Source organism: Staphylococcus cornubiensis (assembly GCF_900183575.1).
Classification (GTDB): domain Bacteria; phylum Bacillota; class Bacilli; order Staphylococcales; family Staphylococcaceae; genus Staphylococcus; species Staphylococcus cornubiensis.
On sequence record NZ_FXUZ01000005.1, the window covers coordinates 100,747 to 115,496 of the forward strand.

The following is a 14,750-nucleotide window of genomic DNA, read 5'->3' on the forward strand; positions in this document are numbered from 1 at the left end:
ATTGTGGTCGTCTTTGGATAGCATAGAGGTCAGCATCTTCTTCAATCAAAATGACTGCTACCGTTGCTACTCTTCTAATGTATTTCTACTTCAAATTGTTGTGTTAACCATGTTTTAGTGGATGCATTCGCAAATATATAGTCAATCGCTTTTAAATTAATGTGTGCAATATCTTCCCAATTGAGCAGTTTATGTTCCAATAACAATGCGTACTCATCTAATAAATTCGTTTGTGTCACGGTACGATTATCCGTATTGATTAAAAATGCGATATTTTCTTTTAATAAACGTTGTAAGTCTAAACTGTCCAATGATTCAATCGCTTTCGTTTGTAGGTTGCTTTGTGGACAAAATTCGAGTAATACGTCTTGTGCTTTTACAGCTGCAAGCACGTCGTCATCTTTAAATGCTGCAACCCCGTGACCGATACGTTGTGCACCGAATCGCACTGCATCATACACATTTTTAGCACAACCACATTCCCCAGCATGTAATGTAATATTCAAGCCTTGTTGTTGTGCATATTGAACTAAGGCTTCATGTTTTGTTGTCGGTGATGCTGCTTCATCGCCTGCTAAATCCACACCTACAATATAGTCTTCTAAAGTTTTATGATCGCGGAGACTGTCGAAAATCGCGCGGTTCATTTCATCCGAATGATGCTTCATCCCGCAGACTAACATTCTCACTTTGATATCGAAAGTTTGTTCAGCCGCAGCCGCACCTTCACACACTGCTGTTAATATTTCTGGAATCTGCAACCCTTGTTCTTGATGAAATGCGGGTGCAAAGCGAATTTCAATATATTTCACGCCATCATGTACTGCTTGTTCTGCAACATCAACAACAGCATCGCTCAAACTTGTGCGCGTCTGCATGACTTTTAAAATTTCGTCAAATGACTGTAAATATTCCGCTAAACTCTGGCAATGTTGATCCACTGTCACTTTGTCCAATTGAATCGCCACGCCTTGTTGCTGACTTTGATGTTCAAGATATTTTAAACTGACTGACCCGTCTAAATGACAATGCAATTCGAGCTTAGGTATCTCCCTTAATTCCGCTTTCATAATAACCTCTTTTCTCTATCTTTTTAATTTCTAATTGTACCGAGATTATATTAATTGTCAATACATCTTTTTTCACAGTTGTGATATTTGCCTATCCATCCATGTCCACCTTATTGTCTTTCACCAGTCATTTCTACGTATTTCTGTAGCGCTTCTCGTGTGATGTCCTTCTTAGCATAGACACCTATCATTTCACCTTTGTTTAAAATCGAAATTACTATGACAAGTTTTAATACAATACGTCCTGCCCCCAACTCAACAATGCGCTCATTATATATGTGAATTAATCAGTATATTAAGAATACATTGGTGTAAAATGTTTCATAAATTTTAATAAAGGTAAATGTATATTGTTAATCACTATATCGCGGAAGGAGCGTTGGAAATGGATAATAAAAAGCTAGAACAATTGAAAAATGATGAAAAAAACAATGATGGTAAAGCAATGACGACGAATAACGGTGTCAAAGTGAGTGAGGATGAAAACACCTTAACTGTCGGGGAACGTGGCCCGAGTTTACTAGAAGATTTCCATTTTAGAGAAAAAATCATGCACTTTGACCACGAACGTATCCCAGAAAGAATTGTTCATGCACGTGGATTTGGTGCTCATGGTGAATTCCAAGTATACAAAGATTTATCAGAGTACACTTCTGCAGACTTTTTAACGCATCCAGAAAAAACAACACCTGTATTTGTAAGATTTTCGACTGTACAAGGTTCTAAAGGTTCACCAGATACAGTGAGAGACGTACGTGGTTTTGCGACAAAATTCTATACCGATGAAGGGATTTTCGATCTCGTAGGTAACGACATTCCAGTATTCTTCATTCAAGATGCGATTAAGTTCCCTGATTTAATTCATGCCGTTAAACCTGAACCACATAACGAAATGCCACAAGGCGGAAGTGCCCACGATACTTTTTGGGATTTCTTTTCACAAAACCCTGAATCAACACATACGACATTTTGGGCAATGAGTGACCGTGGCATTCCGAAAAACTTTAGACAAGTGGAAGGATTCGGTGTGCACACATTCCGTCTCGTCAATCGTGAAGGGCAATCTTATTTTGTGAAGTTTCATTGGAAGCCATTGCACGGTTTAGAGTCATTGGTTTGGGATGAAGCGCAAATTTTATCCGGTAAAGATATCGACTTCCACCGTAAAGACTTGTACGAATCCATCGAAAAAGGCGATTACCCTGCCTGGGAGCTCGGTCTTCAAATCATTCGTCCAGAACAAGAATTCGACTTTGATTTTGATATTTTAGACCCAACAAAAATTTGGCCAGAAGATCAAGTGCCCGTTGAAATTGTAGGTAAAATGACGCTCAATCACAATGTGTCTAACGTATTTGACGAAACAGAACAAGCAGCATTCCATCCGGGTCATATTGTGCCTGGCATTGACTTTTCAAATGATCCTTTATTACAAGGTCGCTTATTCTCATATACAGATACGCAAATTTCAAGATTGGGTGGACCTAACTTTAACCAAATCCCAATCAACCGTCCTGTCAATGAAGTACACAACAATCAACGTGACGCCATGCACCAAATGAATGTACACCAAGGACAAACGGCTTACCATAAAAATGCGTTAAACAACAACGACCCGCACACAACACCGAGAGAAGAAGGCGGTTATGAACATTATCAAGAAAAAGTGGAAGGTCATAAAATTAGAAAACGCAGCGCAAGTTTTGAAGACTATTATAGTCAAGCAAAATTGTATTTAAATAGTTTAACACCCGCTGAATACGAGCATATGGCTGCAGGTTTCTCATTTGAAATTGGCATGTGCAAGTCTGTGATGGTCAAACAAAACGCCGTTAACCAATTGAATAAAGTAGATCGCCAATTAGCGGAAACAGTTGCGGCAAATGTTGGCGTGTCTGTCCCAGAAGAAAATGAAGAAGTACAGTCTACAGCGAAAGACAGTCAACTCACAATGGAAAAATTTGATATCCCATTACCAGGGCATTCTGTAGCTGTGTTAGTCAGTGGTGAAATGAGCGAGGACATATTAAAATCTTATGTGAAAGTATTTACAGACAATAAGCTGAATTATGCGTTCGTCGGTAAACAGCCTCGTGCGATTGATGAAGATTTCGGTATCACTGAAACTTATGATACCGCACACCCTACGCTATTCGACAGTGTGATTGTATTATCAGATGGCTCAGACCTATTGCCAGAAGTAGAAGAATTTGCGGAAATGACGTATAAACATAAAAAACCATTAGTGGTGAATGAAAAAGCCGCGGATCAATTCAAAGGTTCAAAAATCGATCTCAACGCACCCGGTGTCTTCACATCAGATGAACCCGATACGATTGTACAAGCATTTGATCGCGTGAGATATTGGGACCGTTAAGTGAATAGAAGAAATCAACCCCGTACCCTACAATTGATGAGGGACGGGGTTTTGATTTGCACGTTTTTTAAAATGATTCACTCAAAATATTTTTACCACTTTCGGTCTCATTTATATCTACTCATCTGCCATTAACATTAAGTCATTCATTTTCTTGATTTCCTTATCCGTTACATAAAAAAGCGAAATCACTAAACTCGCGATACTTACTAAAATAAAATTGATATTTATCGTACCAAAAATTTGAGGTAAAATCCCACCAGTGAACGCGCCAAATGGTATCAAAATACTTAATAGCGTTTCATTTGTAGTTGCTACACGACCTAGCATATTTTTAGGTGGCAATAATTGAAATGCGTTGATAAATGCTAAGTTGATAATTCCAATCATGATATTTGAAACTAAAAACATCGGTAAAATATAAACATAACTTGCATTGATGAATAGATAGATAAATAACCATATGATGGACAGTATGAAAAAACTGCTAAATAGTAATTTGCTAAACTTGATATATCCAATGATTCTTGGTCCCACTAGGTAACCTAAGATAAGCCCTAGACCATTAACAAATAATATCAATGAAAACACTTTACTATCGTTTCCTTCTAGCACAGCTATTTTAGGATAAATTACCGTTACGGCTGAAATAGAAAAGTTGATTACGGACAGCGGAAGTAAAAGTTTTAATATTTTAGGGCTCGATACGTATTTCGTCCCTTCTTTCAAATCTGCTAAATAACGACTTAATATTCGGTCGCTAGCTTCTATATTATCTTTATGATGAATTGTTGTTGAATTTATTCTAAGCAGTTTAAATACAAAAAAGGCCACAACAAATATGATGACATTGAATGAAAAGATATTCACTATCAAAAATATACTGAGTAAAACCCCAACTAAAGCATCTAATACCACATCTAGCCCTTTATATGTCATTTGAAATATTGCATTATATTTAATCACTTGATGCTCATCGGTAGACAATTTGGGAATAAGTACACTTTCTGCAGGATAAATCACAGACGAAAATAGCGTAGACATACTTAACAATATGTACAAAATAAGCAAATGATGATGATCTAGTAAGAAATACAAAGACATCAGCATCACTATAAAAACTTGTGCAAGTGTACTGATACATAAGATTTTTTTAATATTATATCTATCTAAAATGGGCCCTAAAAAGAACATGAATACATCAATAACCCCTAAGATGACACCAATGATGCCTAAGTATAACGTGTTATGATAAGTGACAGCTACATACCACGTTAATGAGATGAGTATGATACTATCTCCAATATTTGTTAGCACTCGTCCAAAAAGTAACTTGTGAACTTCTTTCATTTCACCCACCCCACACATTGTTCAATAAAACCTTTAATCCATCACTATTTGATTCTTCTTCCTTGCACATCTATTTTAATAATTGGCTCATCCTTAGTTTGTGTATAAGTCGCTACAACTTCACCTTCTTTATCTCTCAAATTGACATACCAATCATGTGATTTATTAAATCTCACAACTAACCTTGTCCCTCAATCTTACATTGATACGCATACAACTTTTCAGCAGTTTGTAGTGTAATCCCTTCAAGCTCACGTTTACCATTTCTTAAATCACTTATTCTCCCTGTACTAACACCTGTTTCTTGATGAATTTTATATGCACTTACCTGACTGTTAAGCAAACGTTCAATCGTCTTTTTGTATTCTGACAATGTGCTCACCTTCATATCTATAACTTAATTTTCGCATATGCAAAATTCTCACTAACTTAATTATTTGTGGGATAAGAAAAATGAATACTGTCATTCCTAACTTGACTAAACTCATTTGAAATCCTCACTATTTCAATGTATAATGTGAGTGTAAGCAGAGGGAGCCACGAATGACTCCCGAAACAATTAATCAATATCTTGATTGTCTGGCTTTTTGCTAACTAATAGATAGCTTATATGCCACAATCTCAATTGTCTTAGCACTAACGGTAGAATGAGTACAATCGCAACTTGTACATCTCTACTTGTTAGTGCTTTTATTATTTCGTGCATTGGGACTCTCACCTCCCTTACACTCAATGAGTAAGCTATTGCTCACATTAATTATAATATCACCCAATTGGGAAATATACAACAAATTTTGTAAATTATCTAGCTCTAAAGTAAATTTGAATATCTAAATTCATAAATACATTCTACATAATACATTCCTTTGTTAAATTTAACGCTCTCCCATTCAACTTTCAAATAGTCAGTTATGAGTTCTGTATGTTCTTCAATTTCTTTATTGCTTATTTCTTTTTCAATTATATATACTATCTTCACTCTTTGTTAAAGATATTTATTGAGTGATAGATATATAAAAACCCCATACACCTCAATAGATGTACGGGGTTTTTATATATTGGCTTACGCTTCGTCTTTAACGAATGGTAATAATGCCATATGACGTGCACGTTTGATCGCTGTAGTCAACATACGTTGATATTTAGCTGAAGTTCCTGTTACACGACGTGGTAAAATTTTACCGCGTTCTGAGATAAAACGTTTTAATAACTCAGTATCTTTGTAGTCGATGTGTGTAATACCGTTTGCTGTGAAATAACAAACTTTTTTACGACGACGACCGCCTCTTCTTGGTCCACCTGCCATGATTTGTGCCTCCCTTACATTAAAGATTGTTTTCTATACGTTCAGATTGTCATTAGAATGGTAAATCATCATCGCTAATATCGATAGGTCCGTTCGCATTCGCAAATGGATTATCATTAGCAGGTTGATGATTATTGTTTTGATAAGACGAATTTTGGCCTTGTTGTTGTCCACCGAATCCTTGGCCGTAGCTATCGAATTGGTTGCCTTGGTTTTGGTTCGCGTGACGTTGGTTTTGTGATTTAGGCTCAAGGAATTGAACACTATCACATACCACTTCAGTGACGAATACACGTCGGCCTTCTTGGTTCTCGTAACTGCGTGATTGTAAGCGACCATCAACGCCAGCTAGACTTCCTTTAAACAAGAAATTGTTAACATTTTCTGCTTGTTTACGGAAAACTACACAGTTAATGAAGTCTGCTTCACGTTCCCCTTGCGCATTCGTAAATGTACGATTAACCGCTAAGGTAAATGTCGCTACACCTACGCCTGAGGGTGTCGTTCTGTATTCTGGATCTTTAGTTAAGCGACCTACTAATACGACTCTATTAAGCATTTACACGCCCCCAATTATTCTATTACTTGTTTTCGTCTTCACGGACAACGATGTAACGAATGATATCGTCATTGATTTTAGCTAAACGTTGGAATTCGTCAGTAGCTTTGTTGTTTTCAGATTGGATACGTACGATGTTGTAGTAACCATCTTTGAAGTCTTCAATTTCATAAGCTAAGCGACGTTTACCCCAGTCCTTAGTTTCTAATACCTCAGAACCTTCAGAAGCTAAAATTCCGTTAAAACGTTCAACTACTGCTTTACGTGCTTCTTCTTCAATGTTTGGACGCACGATGTACATTACTTCATATGTTCTCATTGTATATTGGCACCTCCTTATGGTCTATGCGGCTTATCAAAATTCAAATGATAAGCAAGGAATAATTTTCATTACTCACATTCAAAGATTGTATCATAGCCCCTTACAAATTACAATATCTTTCACGAATTCCTCAATTTAAATTGTTCGCTTGCCTCATTTGATTAGCACCCCATTAAAATTCTAATAAATTAAAACGCTTTCTCCTTAATCGAATTCAAAATTAATCACTTTTTATTTTTAATTAAGAAACAGTTAATTTTTATCGCCATTAAAACGTGGTATATTTTTTTGTGTTAAGAAGAACAAATCAAACCGCTTAGAAAAATAGAAAGGGAATGAACATGAAAACTAAATACACATCAAAATTATTAATTGGGGCAGCAACATTATCTTTAGCAACATTTATTTCACAAGGAAACGCAGATGCAAGCGAGAAAACATCATCACTCGCAGACGCACAACCAGCAACTTTTGAATCAGCAAACGTTTCACCTGAACAAAAAGCATTCTACCAAGTATTACACATGGATGGCATTTCAGAAAGTCAACGTGACCAATACATTAAACAACTTCATGAAGATCCAAGTAGCGCACAAAACGTATTTTCAGAATCAATTAAAGATGCGACAAACCCTGAGCGTCGTGTAGCACAACAAAATGCATTTTACGGTTTATTACATAACGAAGACTTATCAGACAAACAACGTGATGCTTACATCGAAGAAATCAAAGAAAATCCTGATCAAAGCCAAGATGTATTCGTAAAATCATTAAACAGCACACCTGAAGTTGCACCTCAAGCTGAAGAACCAAAAGCACCTCACAACCCTATTTTAGAGAAAGAAAACCAAAGCATTGCTGATGCTAAAAATGCACTTCAAGCTTTACAACAAGAAGACACAATTCAAAATAGACGTGCAGCACAACGCGCAATCAACAAATTACCAAAAAATAGAGTTAACGTTGATGACTTCCAAAAACAATTAGAAGCAATCAATGGCCCACGTGATGCAGAAATTAAAGCTAAAGCTAACCAAAAAGAACTTCAAATTGGACAATCACCTGATGTTGAAAAAACACCAGTACCAATTGAAAATCCTGAAGCTAATACAGAACAAAAACCTGAAGCTAAAGTAGAAAACGAAGCAAATGAAGCACCAAAAGTTGAGAAGAAGCCTGAAGTAAAAAAAGAAAACAAAACTGACAAAGCAAATGACAGTAAAAAAGCTAAACCTGAAGCTGAATCTAAAACAGCACCTAAGGCAGAAGAAAAATCTCAAACTGAAAAATCATCTGAAACTAAAAAATTAGATGAAGCTAACAAAACAAATGAAGAATCTAAAAAAGTAAACCCATCAGTTGAGTCTAAAAATGATACAAAAGCAGTTGCACCTGTATTACCTAAAACAGGCGAAACAAACTCAACAACTTCAACACTTTCAAGTTACTGGAACGGTTTTAAAAACAGTGTAACTAATGGTTATAATTATGTTAAAGATGGCGTGACTAGTGGCTATAATTACATTAAGAATGGTGTAACAAGTGGCTATGAATATTTAAAGAAGCAATACGACGAGATTACAGAAAAATATAATAATGCAAAAACTTACACAGATTTATATTTCAAATACAAAAATACAATTGATCAGTCTGTACTTGTTATACTTGGAAAAAATGGGTCTAACTCATACATCAAACCATTAGACATCGATGACAAAGCTAACGTATTTTCTAAATCATATGCACATACAAGAAACTTTGTAACAGAAAGCATTAATACAGGCAAAGTTTTATACACATTATATGAAAATCCAAAAGTGGTAAAAACAGCTATTGAGACAGCTAAAACTGTTAACACATTGAAAAACGCATTTGGCAGTTTATTCGGCGGTTTCTTCAAATAAAAATTAAAAGAGACACACATCATTGTTGACACTGTACTACAATGATATGTGCCTCTTTTTTATATCCTATTTTGTTAATAGCTTGTCCGAATTAAATCGTTTTGAAATGGCTAAATATACGACGAGATCTAACACGATTAACACTACGACGAGAATGACTGAAATCATCGGTCCAAACAAAAATACCCCATTTGCTTGAGAAATAATGAACCCAATAATCGGTAAAATTAAAATCATTGATATCGATTGCGCTGATTTACTTGTGTTCACTCGTTGCGATACAGCGACAACGAGCGAAATGGATAAAAATGTAATTAACGGCGCAATAAGAAATGTCACCATTAGCCAACTAAAATTCGGGAAAATCATCTCGCCTAACACTTTGACACCGTAAGTATTAACAATAATCCCATAAATCAATACGGAGATCCAAGTGAGCAAAATTGACGGAATGCCTGCAACTAAAATCTTACCGAGCATCAATTCTTTATTTGTAATCGGCGTATAAAGTAATCCTTCAATCGTTTTATGCTCTTTTTCACCTGTAAAGCTTGTAGTAGCTAACATACTGGAAACAAATACCGGTATCAGAATAAAAAATGGAATAAAGAAATACATCAAAACCGCATAGACAATACCGTGATGATGGTCGATAGATTTCGGTATCACTTGTTCAGGCAACTGGTCAATGAACGTACGTGCACCACCAATGTAATCGACGACACTAAAACTGACGTCACCAATAACAATCGCTAATGGAAATACCAAACTGAAAATAAATGGAACAATCAATACCGACACAAAAACGCCACGATCACTTCTAATGTCTAGAGCGTCTTTATAAACAATTGTAAAGACATGCTTCATATTAATCATGTTGCACCACATCCATTTTCTTGAAGTATAATTCTTTAATCGTATGTTGAACTTCAGTGACCGTATATACATCCAACTGGTGCTCAATAAACAGCTTGATTACCTGGGAAATATCGTGATACGCCTCCACTTTCACGCGAATATATCCTGTTTTGTCACTATTTTCTTTAGCAACAAATGTCTGCTCTTGCTCCAATAATGCCAATGCACGTGCCACATCACTCACATGAATATCAAATTCCACTTGTGGCCACGCTTCACGCAACAAATCCTCCGCACGTCCTGAAGCAATAAAGCGGCCTTGATCCATCATGAAAATATGGTCTGCAATTTGTTCTAGCCCTTGTAAATGATGTGTACACATAAATACCGTCATCTGATTTTCACGCACTTGCTTTTGTAAATATGTGTTCAACGATTCAGAAGCTGACGGATCCAAACCAGACGTTGGTTCATCTAAAATCAATAATTTCGGTTGATGAATGAGCGCACGTATAATCGCTACTTTTTGTTTCAACCCTTTACTCAACGTTCCAACTTTACTTTTTTTACGCTCAGTTAGCTCAAAATAAGTTAATAACGCATCAATTCTGCCGTCAATCTCTGCTTTTGGCACATCATAAAAACGTGCCCATATTTTTAAATTTTCATATACCGTTAAGTTTTCATACAAATTGCCATCATTTTGTACACCCATTTGTTTGCGTACATGTTCAAAATGGGGATCTGTCGTCTTGACACCAAACACTTCAATTTCGCCATGCGTCGGTTGAAGCAACCCTGTCAATAATCGTACTGTTGTTGTTTTCCCTACACCGTTTGGCCCCAAAATCGCATTAATCGTTCCCGCTTCCAAAGTAAATGAAATATCATTAATCACATTTTTACCATTCAATGTTTTTTGTAGCTGGTCTACACGGACTAACATCGTCCTCACCTCTCTCATCGTTGTCTGCGTTACACATGCTTGTTTAAGCACATTTTACCACTTTTTATGCATAATACATTATATTTTTTCAATTTTACATAAAATTTATAAAACACTTTACATGATCTAAGAAAAGCTTGTATCAAAGAGAGTCCAAAACTTTCTTATCGACTTAAAAACCAAGAAATTTTTATCACATCCCCTTAATACTCATGAATGGATGCAGAAACTTTTTTAATTAGGATAATGTACACGCCATCTTCCTTTGTTTTGAAATGTGAAGCTCAAACAAGATTGCAAGCACCTCCCGAGACTCCTAGGAACGCGCCGCCTATTTCAAGCAGTCGAGTGGGTTCGCATTCCAGTACGTAAAGTGTATCAAAGTATCCCAAAACAAAAAAAGAGCTAAAATGCTGATGTGCTCAACACTTTAGCTCTTATTGTTATCTCCTACACATTAAAACGGAAATGCACGACATCTCCATCTTGCATCACGTAATCTTTACCTTCTAAGCGCATTTTACCCGCTTCTTTCGCACCTTGTTCACCGTTATGCGCAACGAAGTCTTCATAACTTGTCACCTCAGCACGAATGAAGCCACGTTCAAAGTCCGTATGAATGATACCCGCACATTGTGGCGCCGTCATGCCTTCTTTAAACGTCCAAGCACGCACCTCTTGCACACCTGCTGTAAAGTACGTCGCCAATCCTAATAAATCATATGTTTTACGGATTAAGCGGTTCAAACCAGGCTCTTCAATACCTAATTCTTCCAAGAACATTGCTTTATCTTCATCGTCTAATGTCGCAATCTCTTCCTCGATTTTTGCGCTAATGACGATAACTTCTGAATCTTCTTGTGCTGCATACTCACGAATGGCTTTCACTTTATCATTTTCTGCATCGTTAATTTCATCTTCACCGACGTTCGCAATATATAACATCGATTTTGAAGTTAACAATTGCGCTTGATTCACATATTTTTGATCTTCATCGTTAAATTCTAAACTACGAGCAGGTTGGCCATTTTCAAGTGCTTCTTTAATTCTTGTTAAAATACGCACTTCATTGACCGCTGTTTTATCTTTTTGTTTTGCCATTTTTTCAAGACGTGGCAAACGTTTTTCAACAGATTCTAAGTCCGCTAATACCAATTCCATGTTGATGACTTCAATATCTTCAATCGGGTTCACACGTCCTGCAACGTGTGTCACATTTTCATCATCGAATGCACGTACAACCTGACAAATCGCATCCACTTCACGAATGTGTGATAAAAATTTGTTTCCGAGACCTTCCCCTTTTGAAGCTCCCTTAACGATACCTGCAATATCTGTAAATTCAAACGTTGTCGGTACTGTTTTTTTAGGATTTACAATTGCTTCTAATTGTGTTAAACGTGTATCTGGCACTTCAACGATTCCGACATTAGGATCAATCGTTGCGAAAGGATAGTTTGCAGCAAGTGCACCTGCTTTTGTAATTGCGTTAAATAAAGTTGATTTTCCGACGTTAGGTAAGCCGACAATACCAGCTGTTAAAGCCATGTTTCATTCTCCTTCTCATTTGAACTCGCTTTTTCGAGTACTTTTTTTATTTTTTTGTTGAAAGTTTGACGTGGTAACATAATACTGCGCTGACAATTTTCACATTTAATCCGAATATCTGCGCCCATACGAATGATTTTAAAGCGATTCGTTCCACATGCGTGTTGCTTCTTCATCTCTACTATATCATTTAATTCGTAATTTGAAGCCACTCAATTTCACCTCTATGCATCCTTGTTTTGTTGTTCTTGATATAACTGGACAAGCGTCGGCATCGGTGCTTCAATACCTTCAGACTGTAGAAATTCTTTTAACTCACGGCGTAAAATACGTGACCCACTAAAGCTTTCACCTGGTATCGTTTCACCCGCCACACGAATCATTACTTCATAACTGTTAAATTTATCGACACCTAGCACTTCAGGCGGTTCAGTAAAAATGTCATATTTCTTTGGTATCGTTTTTAAGAAGAGGTTCATTTTCTTCTCTACATCATCAATTTTCTCATGAATTGACACCGGAATGTCAATAATCGATACACCATTCGTCACTGAAAAGTTTGTGACCTCACTCATCGTCCCATTTGGAATAATTGAGAGCTCCCCTGTAAATGATAAAATACGTGTCGAACGAAGACCAATCGATTTGACTGTTCCTTCTGCGATAGGTGCACTATTGTTTTTAATACTCACATAGTCCCCGACATCGAATTGATTTTCAAATATAATAAAGAAACCTGTAATCACGTCTTTCACGAGTGTTTGCGCACCAAAACCAATCGCTAAACCTACAACGCCGGCCCCTGCTAAAATACTTTCAACACTAATCCCAAATTTGCTAAGCACGGTTGTCAGTGTAATAAACCATACGATGTAACCGACCACATTTTGAACGAGTGTAATTAATGTTTTCGACCTTTTGGCACGATTAGTTTTCCCTGAACGATTGTTGACTTTAAAAAATTGCGCGATAACTTTATTTAAAATACGCACAACAATAAAAGCGACGATGACATATATCAATACAATAATCAGTTTCGTCAGTAAGTTTGAATAGGTTTCTGGATCTAATAACGGTTGAACCATACTTTTTAATATCGCTTCTAATTGATTCATAAGTAACTCCCTTCTCTATGGATAATCTTAAATGATGTATATTGATGCGCACGACCCTGAAAATTTTACATTTTTTTAAGCAATTGAATCAGTCGGCGATAGTCACTTTCAGAGTGGAACGTAAAAGTAATCTCGCCTACATTTTTCTTTGTCGTAATTTCGACGCTTGTCCCGTACTGTTCCTTTAATTGTTGTTCATGTTGTCGAATCAGTGCGGGCTTTTTCGTCGTGTGCTGTTGGTGCGATGCCGTTTGTTGTCCACTGCCTGTAAATTCAGCGACTTGTTGCTCCAAATATCTCACACTCCAAGACTCCCGGATGGCTAAATGTGCATATTTAATCATGGTTTCCGGCTCTTTGAATGCGAGGAGTGTGCGTCCGTGTCCTCCTGAAAGTTCGCCTTCTCGTATTAAAGTTCTAATCTTAACAGGTAACTTGAGCAGTCTCAACATATTCGCTATATACGGTCTCGACTTACCTAATCGTGCAGCGACTTCTTGTTGTGTCAGATTCAAATGTTGCATCAGTTGTTGATAACTTTCTGCTTCTTCTAATGCATTCAAGTCTTCACGTTGCAAGTTCTCAATAATCGCTAGCTCTCGCATCTCACCATCTGAAAAAGTTTTGACGATAGCTGGAATGTGCGTTAAGCCTGCCTCAAGACTCGCCCGATAACGGCGCTCACCCGCGACAATGTAAAACCCATGAATTGCTTTTGTCACGATAATCGGCTGTAATACCCCATGTTGTGCAATCGATTGCGCGAGCTCTGTTAACTTTTCAGCATCAAACGTTTTTCGAGGTTGGTACGGATTCGGTCTGATTTCCGTCAATGCCAAGTGTTGAACCTGTTCTGAATCATCCTGTTGACTTTGCCATTTTTGAGTCATCCCTTTCACCAACCTTTTCAAAATTTTTACCATTCCATTTTACTGTTTGCACCATTGATAAACAAGCTTTTCTCTATGATTTTAAGTCGCGTCAAATTTCTCTCTCTTCTAAATTTTCAGAAAATATGTTGACAAATTTTTTGGCTTCATGTAAAGTGTTTTTTATCAAAGCACAAGACAATATATTGAAACACTGTAAAAAGGAAAGTAAAACGTCCCCTGCTTTTACAGAGAGCCTTCGTTTGCTGAGAGAAGGTATTGAAAGCGCGTTTGAAAATGGCCTTGGAGTGTTGGTACCAATATGAGGTATCACCGGGTTCGCCCGTTATAGCGATACAGTATTCACATTTTGTGATGCGTGTAGAACATTCCAAAGATATCCCTCACACATTCGATGTCTATCATACCGTCTACATCGCACACAATTTCGCGTACTGGAAGAGGCGACTTGAGTGATCAAGTTGCGAACAAAGGTGGTACCACGAGAAGCTTTCGTCCTTTATAT

General features: G+C 37.0%; 14 protein-coding genes and 1 other annotated feature. Of the genes, 2 read left to right on the forward strand and 12 right to left on the reverse strand.

Features of this window, described 5'->3' with window-relative positions:
- Nucleotides 1-74 precede the first annotated feature (74 nt).
- Nucleotides 75-1,070, reverse strand: coding sequence for an adenosine deaminase (add, locus tag CCE82_RS07525; protein ID WP_086428796.1), 996 nt, complete (start codon nucleotides 1,068-1,070; stop codon nucleotides 75-77).
- A 385-nt stretch (nucleotides 1,071-1,455) separates the two neighbouring features.
- Between add and CCE82_RS07530 the strand changes: the two genes are divergently transcribed.
- Nucleotides 1,456-3,447, forward strand: a complete 1,992-nt coding sequence (locus CCE82_RS07530; protein WP_086428797.1) for a catalase — start codon at nucleotides 1,456-1,458, stop codon at nucleotides 3,445-3,447.
- Between the two features lie 117 nt (nucleotides 3,448-3,564).
- Here the strand turns inward: CCE82_RS07530 and CCE82_RS07535 are convergent, their stop codons facing one another.
- From CCE82_RS07535 to rpsF, 5 genes are all read right to left on the reverse strand, one after another.
- Nucleotides 3,565-4,797 (reverse strand): MFS transporter, encoded by a 1,233-nt coding sequence (locus CCE82_RS07535; protein WP_159454525.1) that lies wholly within the window; start codon nucleotides 4,795-4,797, stop codon nucleotides 3,565-3,567.
- Between the two features lie 178 nt (nucleotides 4,798-4,975).
- Complete coding sequence (locus tag CCE82_RS07540) at nucleotides 4,976-5,170, reverse strand: hypothetical protein (protein WP_086428799.1); 195 nt, start codon at nucleotides 5,168-5,170, stop codon at nucleotides 4,976-4,978.
- A 690-nt stretch (nucleotides 5,171-5,860) separates the two neighbouring features.
- Complete coding sequence (gene rpsR, locus CCE82_RS07545; protein ID WP_014614919.1) at nucleotides 5,861-6,103, reverse strand: 30S ribosomal protein S18; 243 nt, start codon at nucleotides 6,101-6,103, stop codon at nucleotides 5,861-5,863.
- 52 nt (nucleotides 6,104-6,155) lie between these two features.
- Nucleotides 6,156-6,662, reverse strand: coding sequence for a single-stranded DNA-binding protein (gene ssb, locus CCE82_RS07550; RefSeq protein ID WP_086428800.1), 507 nt, complete (start codon nucleotides 6,660-6,662; stop codon nucleotides 6,156-6,158).
- Between the two features lie 22 nt (nucleotides 6,663-6,684).
- Complete coding sequence (gene rpsF / locus CCE82_RS07555; protein ID WP_086428801.1) at nucleotides 6,685-6,981, reverse strand: 30S ribosomal protein S6; 297 nt, start codon at nucleotides 6,979-6,981, stop codon at nucleotides 6,685-6,687.
- A 344-nt stretch (nucleotides 6,982-7,325) separates the two neighbouring features.
- Between rpsF and CCE82_RS07560 the strand changes: the two genes are divergently transcribed.
- Nucleotides 7,326-8,888 (forward strand): B domain-containing protein, encoded by a 1,563-nt coding sequence (locus CCE82_RS07560; protein WP_086428802.1) that lies wholly within the window; start codon nucleotides 7,326-7,328, stop codon nucleotides 8,886-8,888.
- A gap of 66 nt (nucleotides 8,889-8,954) precedes the next feature.
- Here the strand turns inward: CCE82_RS07560 and CCE82_RS07565 are convergent, their stop codons facing one another.
- From CCE82_RS07565 to CCE82_RS07590, 6 genes are all read right to left on the reverse strand, one after another.
- A complete protein-coding gene (locus CCE82_RS07565) occupies nucleotides 8,955-9,764 on the reverse strand; it encodes an ABC transporter permease subunit (protein WP_086428803.1) in 810 nt (269 codons plus the stop codon).
- A complete protein-coding gene (locus tag CCE82_RS07570; RefSeq protein ID WP_240507188.1) occupies nucleotides 9,757-10,743 on the reverse strand; it encodes an ABC transporter ATP-binding protein in 987 nt (328 codons plus the stop codon). Before CCE82_RS07570 ends, CCE82_RS07565 begins: the two co-directional genes overlap by 8 nt.
- A gap of 399 nt (nucleotides 10,744-11,142) precedes the next feature.
- Nucleotides 11,143-12,240, reverse strand: a complete 1,098-nt coding sequence (ychF, locus tag CCE82_RS07575; RefSeq protein WP_086428805.1) for a redox-regulated ATPase YchF — start codon at nucleotides 12,238-12,240, stop codon at nucleotides 11,143-11,145.
- Nucleotides 12,231-12,452 carry a DUF951 domain-containing protein gene (locus tag CCE82_RS07580; RefSeq protein WP_014614931.1) on the reverse strand — a complete coding sequence of 74 codons (222 nt, stop codon included), beginning with the start codon at nucleotides 12,450-12,452 and terminating at the stop codon, nucleotides 12,231-12,233. Before CCE82_RS07580 ends, ychF begins: the two co-directional genes overlap by 10 nt.
- A gap of 12 nt (nucleotides 12,453-12,464) precedes the next feature.
- Nucleotides 12,465-13,355 (reverse strand): mechanosensitive ion channel family protein, encoded by an 891-nt coding sequence (locus CCE82_RS07585; protein WP_086428806.1) that lies wholly within the window; start codon nucleotides 13,353-13,355, stop codon nucleotides 12,465-12,467.
- A 65-nt stretch (nucleotides 13,356-13,420) separates the two neighbouring features.
- Nucleotides 13,421-14,245 (reverse strand): ParB/RepB/Spo0J family partition protein, encoded by an 825-nt coding sequence (locus CCE82_RS07590; RefSeq protein ID WP_086428807.1) that lies wholly within the window; start codon nucleotides 14,243-14,245, stop codon nucleotides 13,421-13,423.
- A 186-nt stretch (nucleotides 14,246-14,431) separates the two neighbouring features.
- Nucleotides 14,432-14,748: a binding site (T-box leader), on the forward strand.
- Nucleotides 14,749-14,750: the final 2 nt, after the last annotated feature.

What these genes read in the sequence shown, in the direction of transcription:
- CCE82_RS07565 (WP_086428803.1), bottom strand. Translation starts at nt 9,764, where the DNA reads ATGATTAATATGAAGCATGTCTTTACAATTGTTTATAAAGACGCTCTA.
- rpsF (WP_086428801.1), bottom strand. Translation starts at nt 6,981, where the DNA reads ATGAGAACATATGAAGTAATGTACATCGTGCGTCCAAACATTGAAGAA.
- add (WP_086428796.1), bottom strand. Translation starts at nt 1,070, where the DNA reads ATGAAAGCGGAATTAAGGGAGATACCTAAGCTCGAATTGCATTGTCAT.
- CCE82_RS07585 (WP_086428806.1), bottom strand. Translation starts at nt 13,355, where the DNA reads ATGAATCAATTAGAAGCGATATTAAAAAGTATGGTTCAACCGTTATTA.
- rpsR (WP_014614919.1), bottom strand. Translation starts at nt 6,103, where the DNA reads ATGGCAGGTGGACCAAGAAGAGGCGGTCGTCGTCGTAAAAAAGTTTGT.
- CCE82_RS07530 (WP_086428797.1), top strand. Translation starts at nt 1,456, where the DNA reads ATGGATAATAAAAAGCTAGAACAATTGAAAAATGATGAAAAAAACAAT.
- ychF (WP_086428805.1), bottom strand. Translation starts at nt 12,240, where the DNA reads ATGGCTTTAACAGCTGGTATTGTCGGCTTACCTAACGTCGGAAAATCA.
- CCE82_RS07560 (WP_086428802.1), top strand. Translation starts at nt 7,326, where the DNA reads ATGAAAACTAAATACACATCAAAATTATTAATTGGGGCAGCAACATTA.
- CCE82_RS07590 (WP_086428807.1), bottom strand. Translation starts at nt 14,245, where the DNA reads ATGACTCAAAAATGGCAAAGTCAACAGGATGATTCAGAACAGGTTCAA.
- ssb (WP_086428800.1), bottom strand. Translation starts at nt 6,662, where the DNA reads ATGCTTAATAGAGTCGTATTAGTAGGTCGCTTAACTAAAGATCCAGAA.
- CCE82_RS07535 (WP_159454525.1), bottom strand. Translation starts at nt 4,797, where the DNA reads ATGAAAGAAGTTCACAAGTTACTTTTTGGACGAGTGCTAACAAATATT.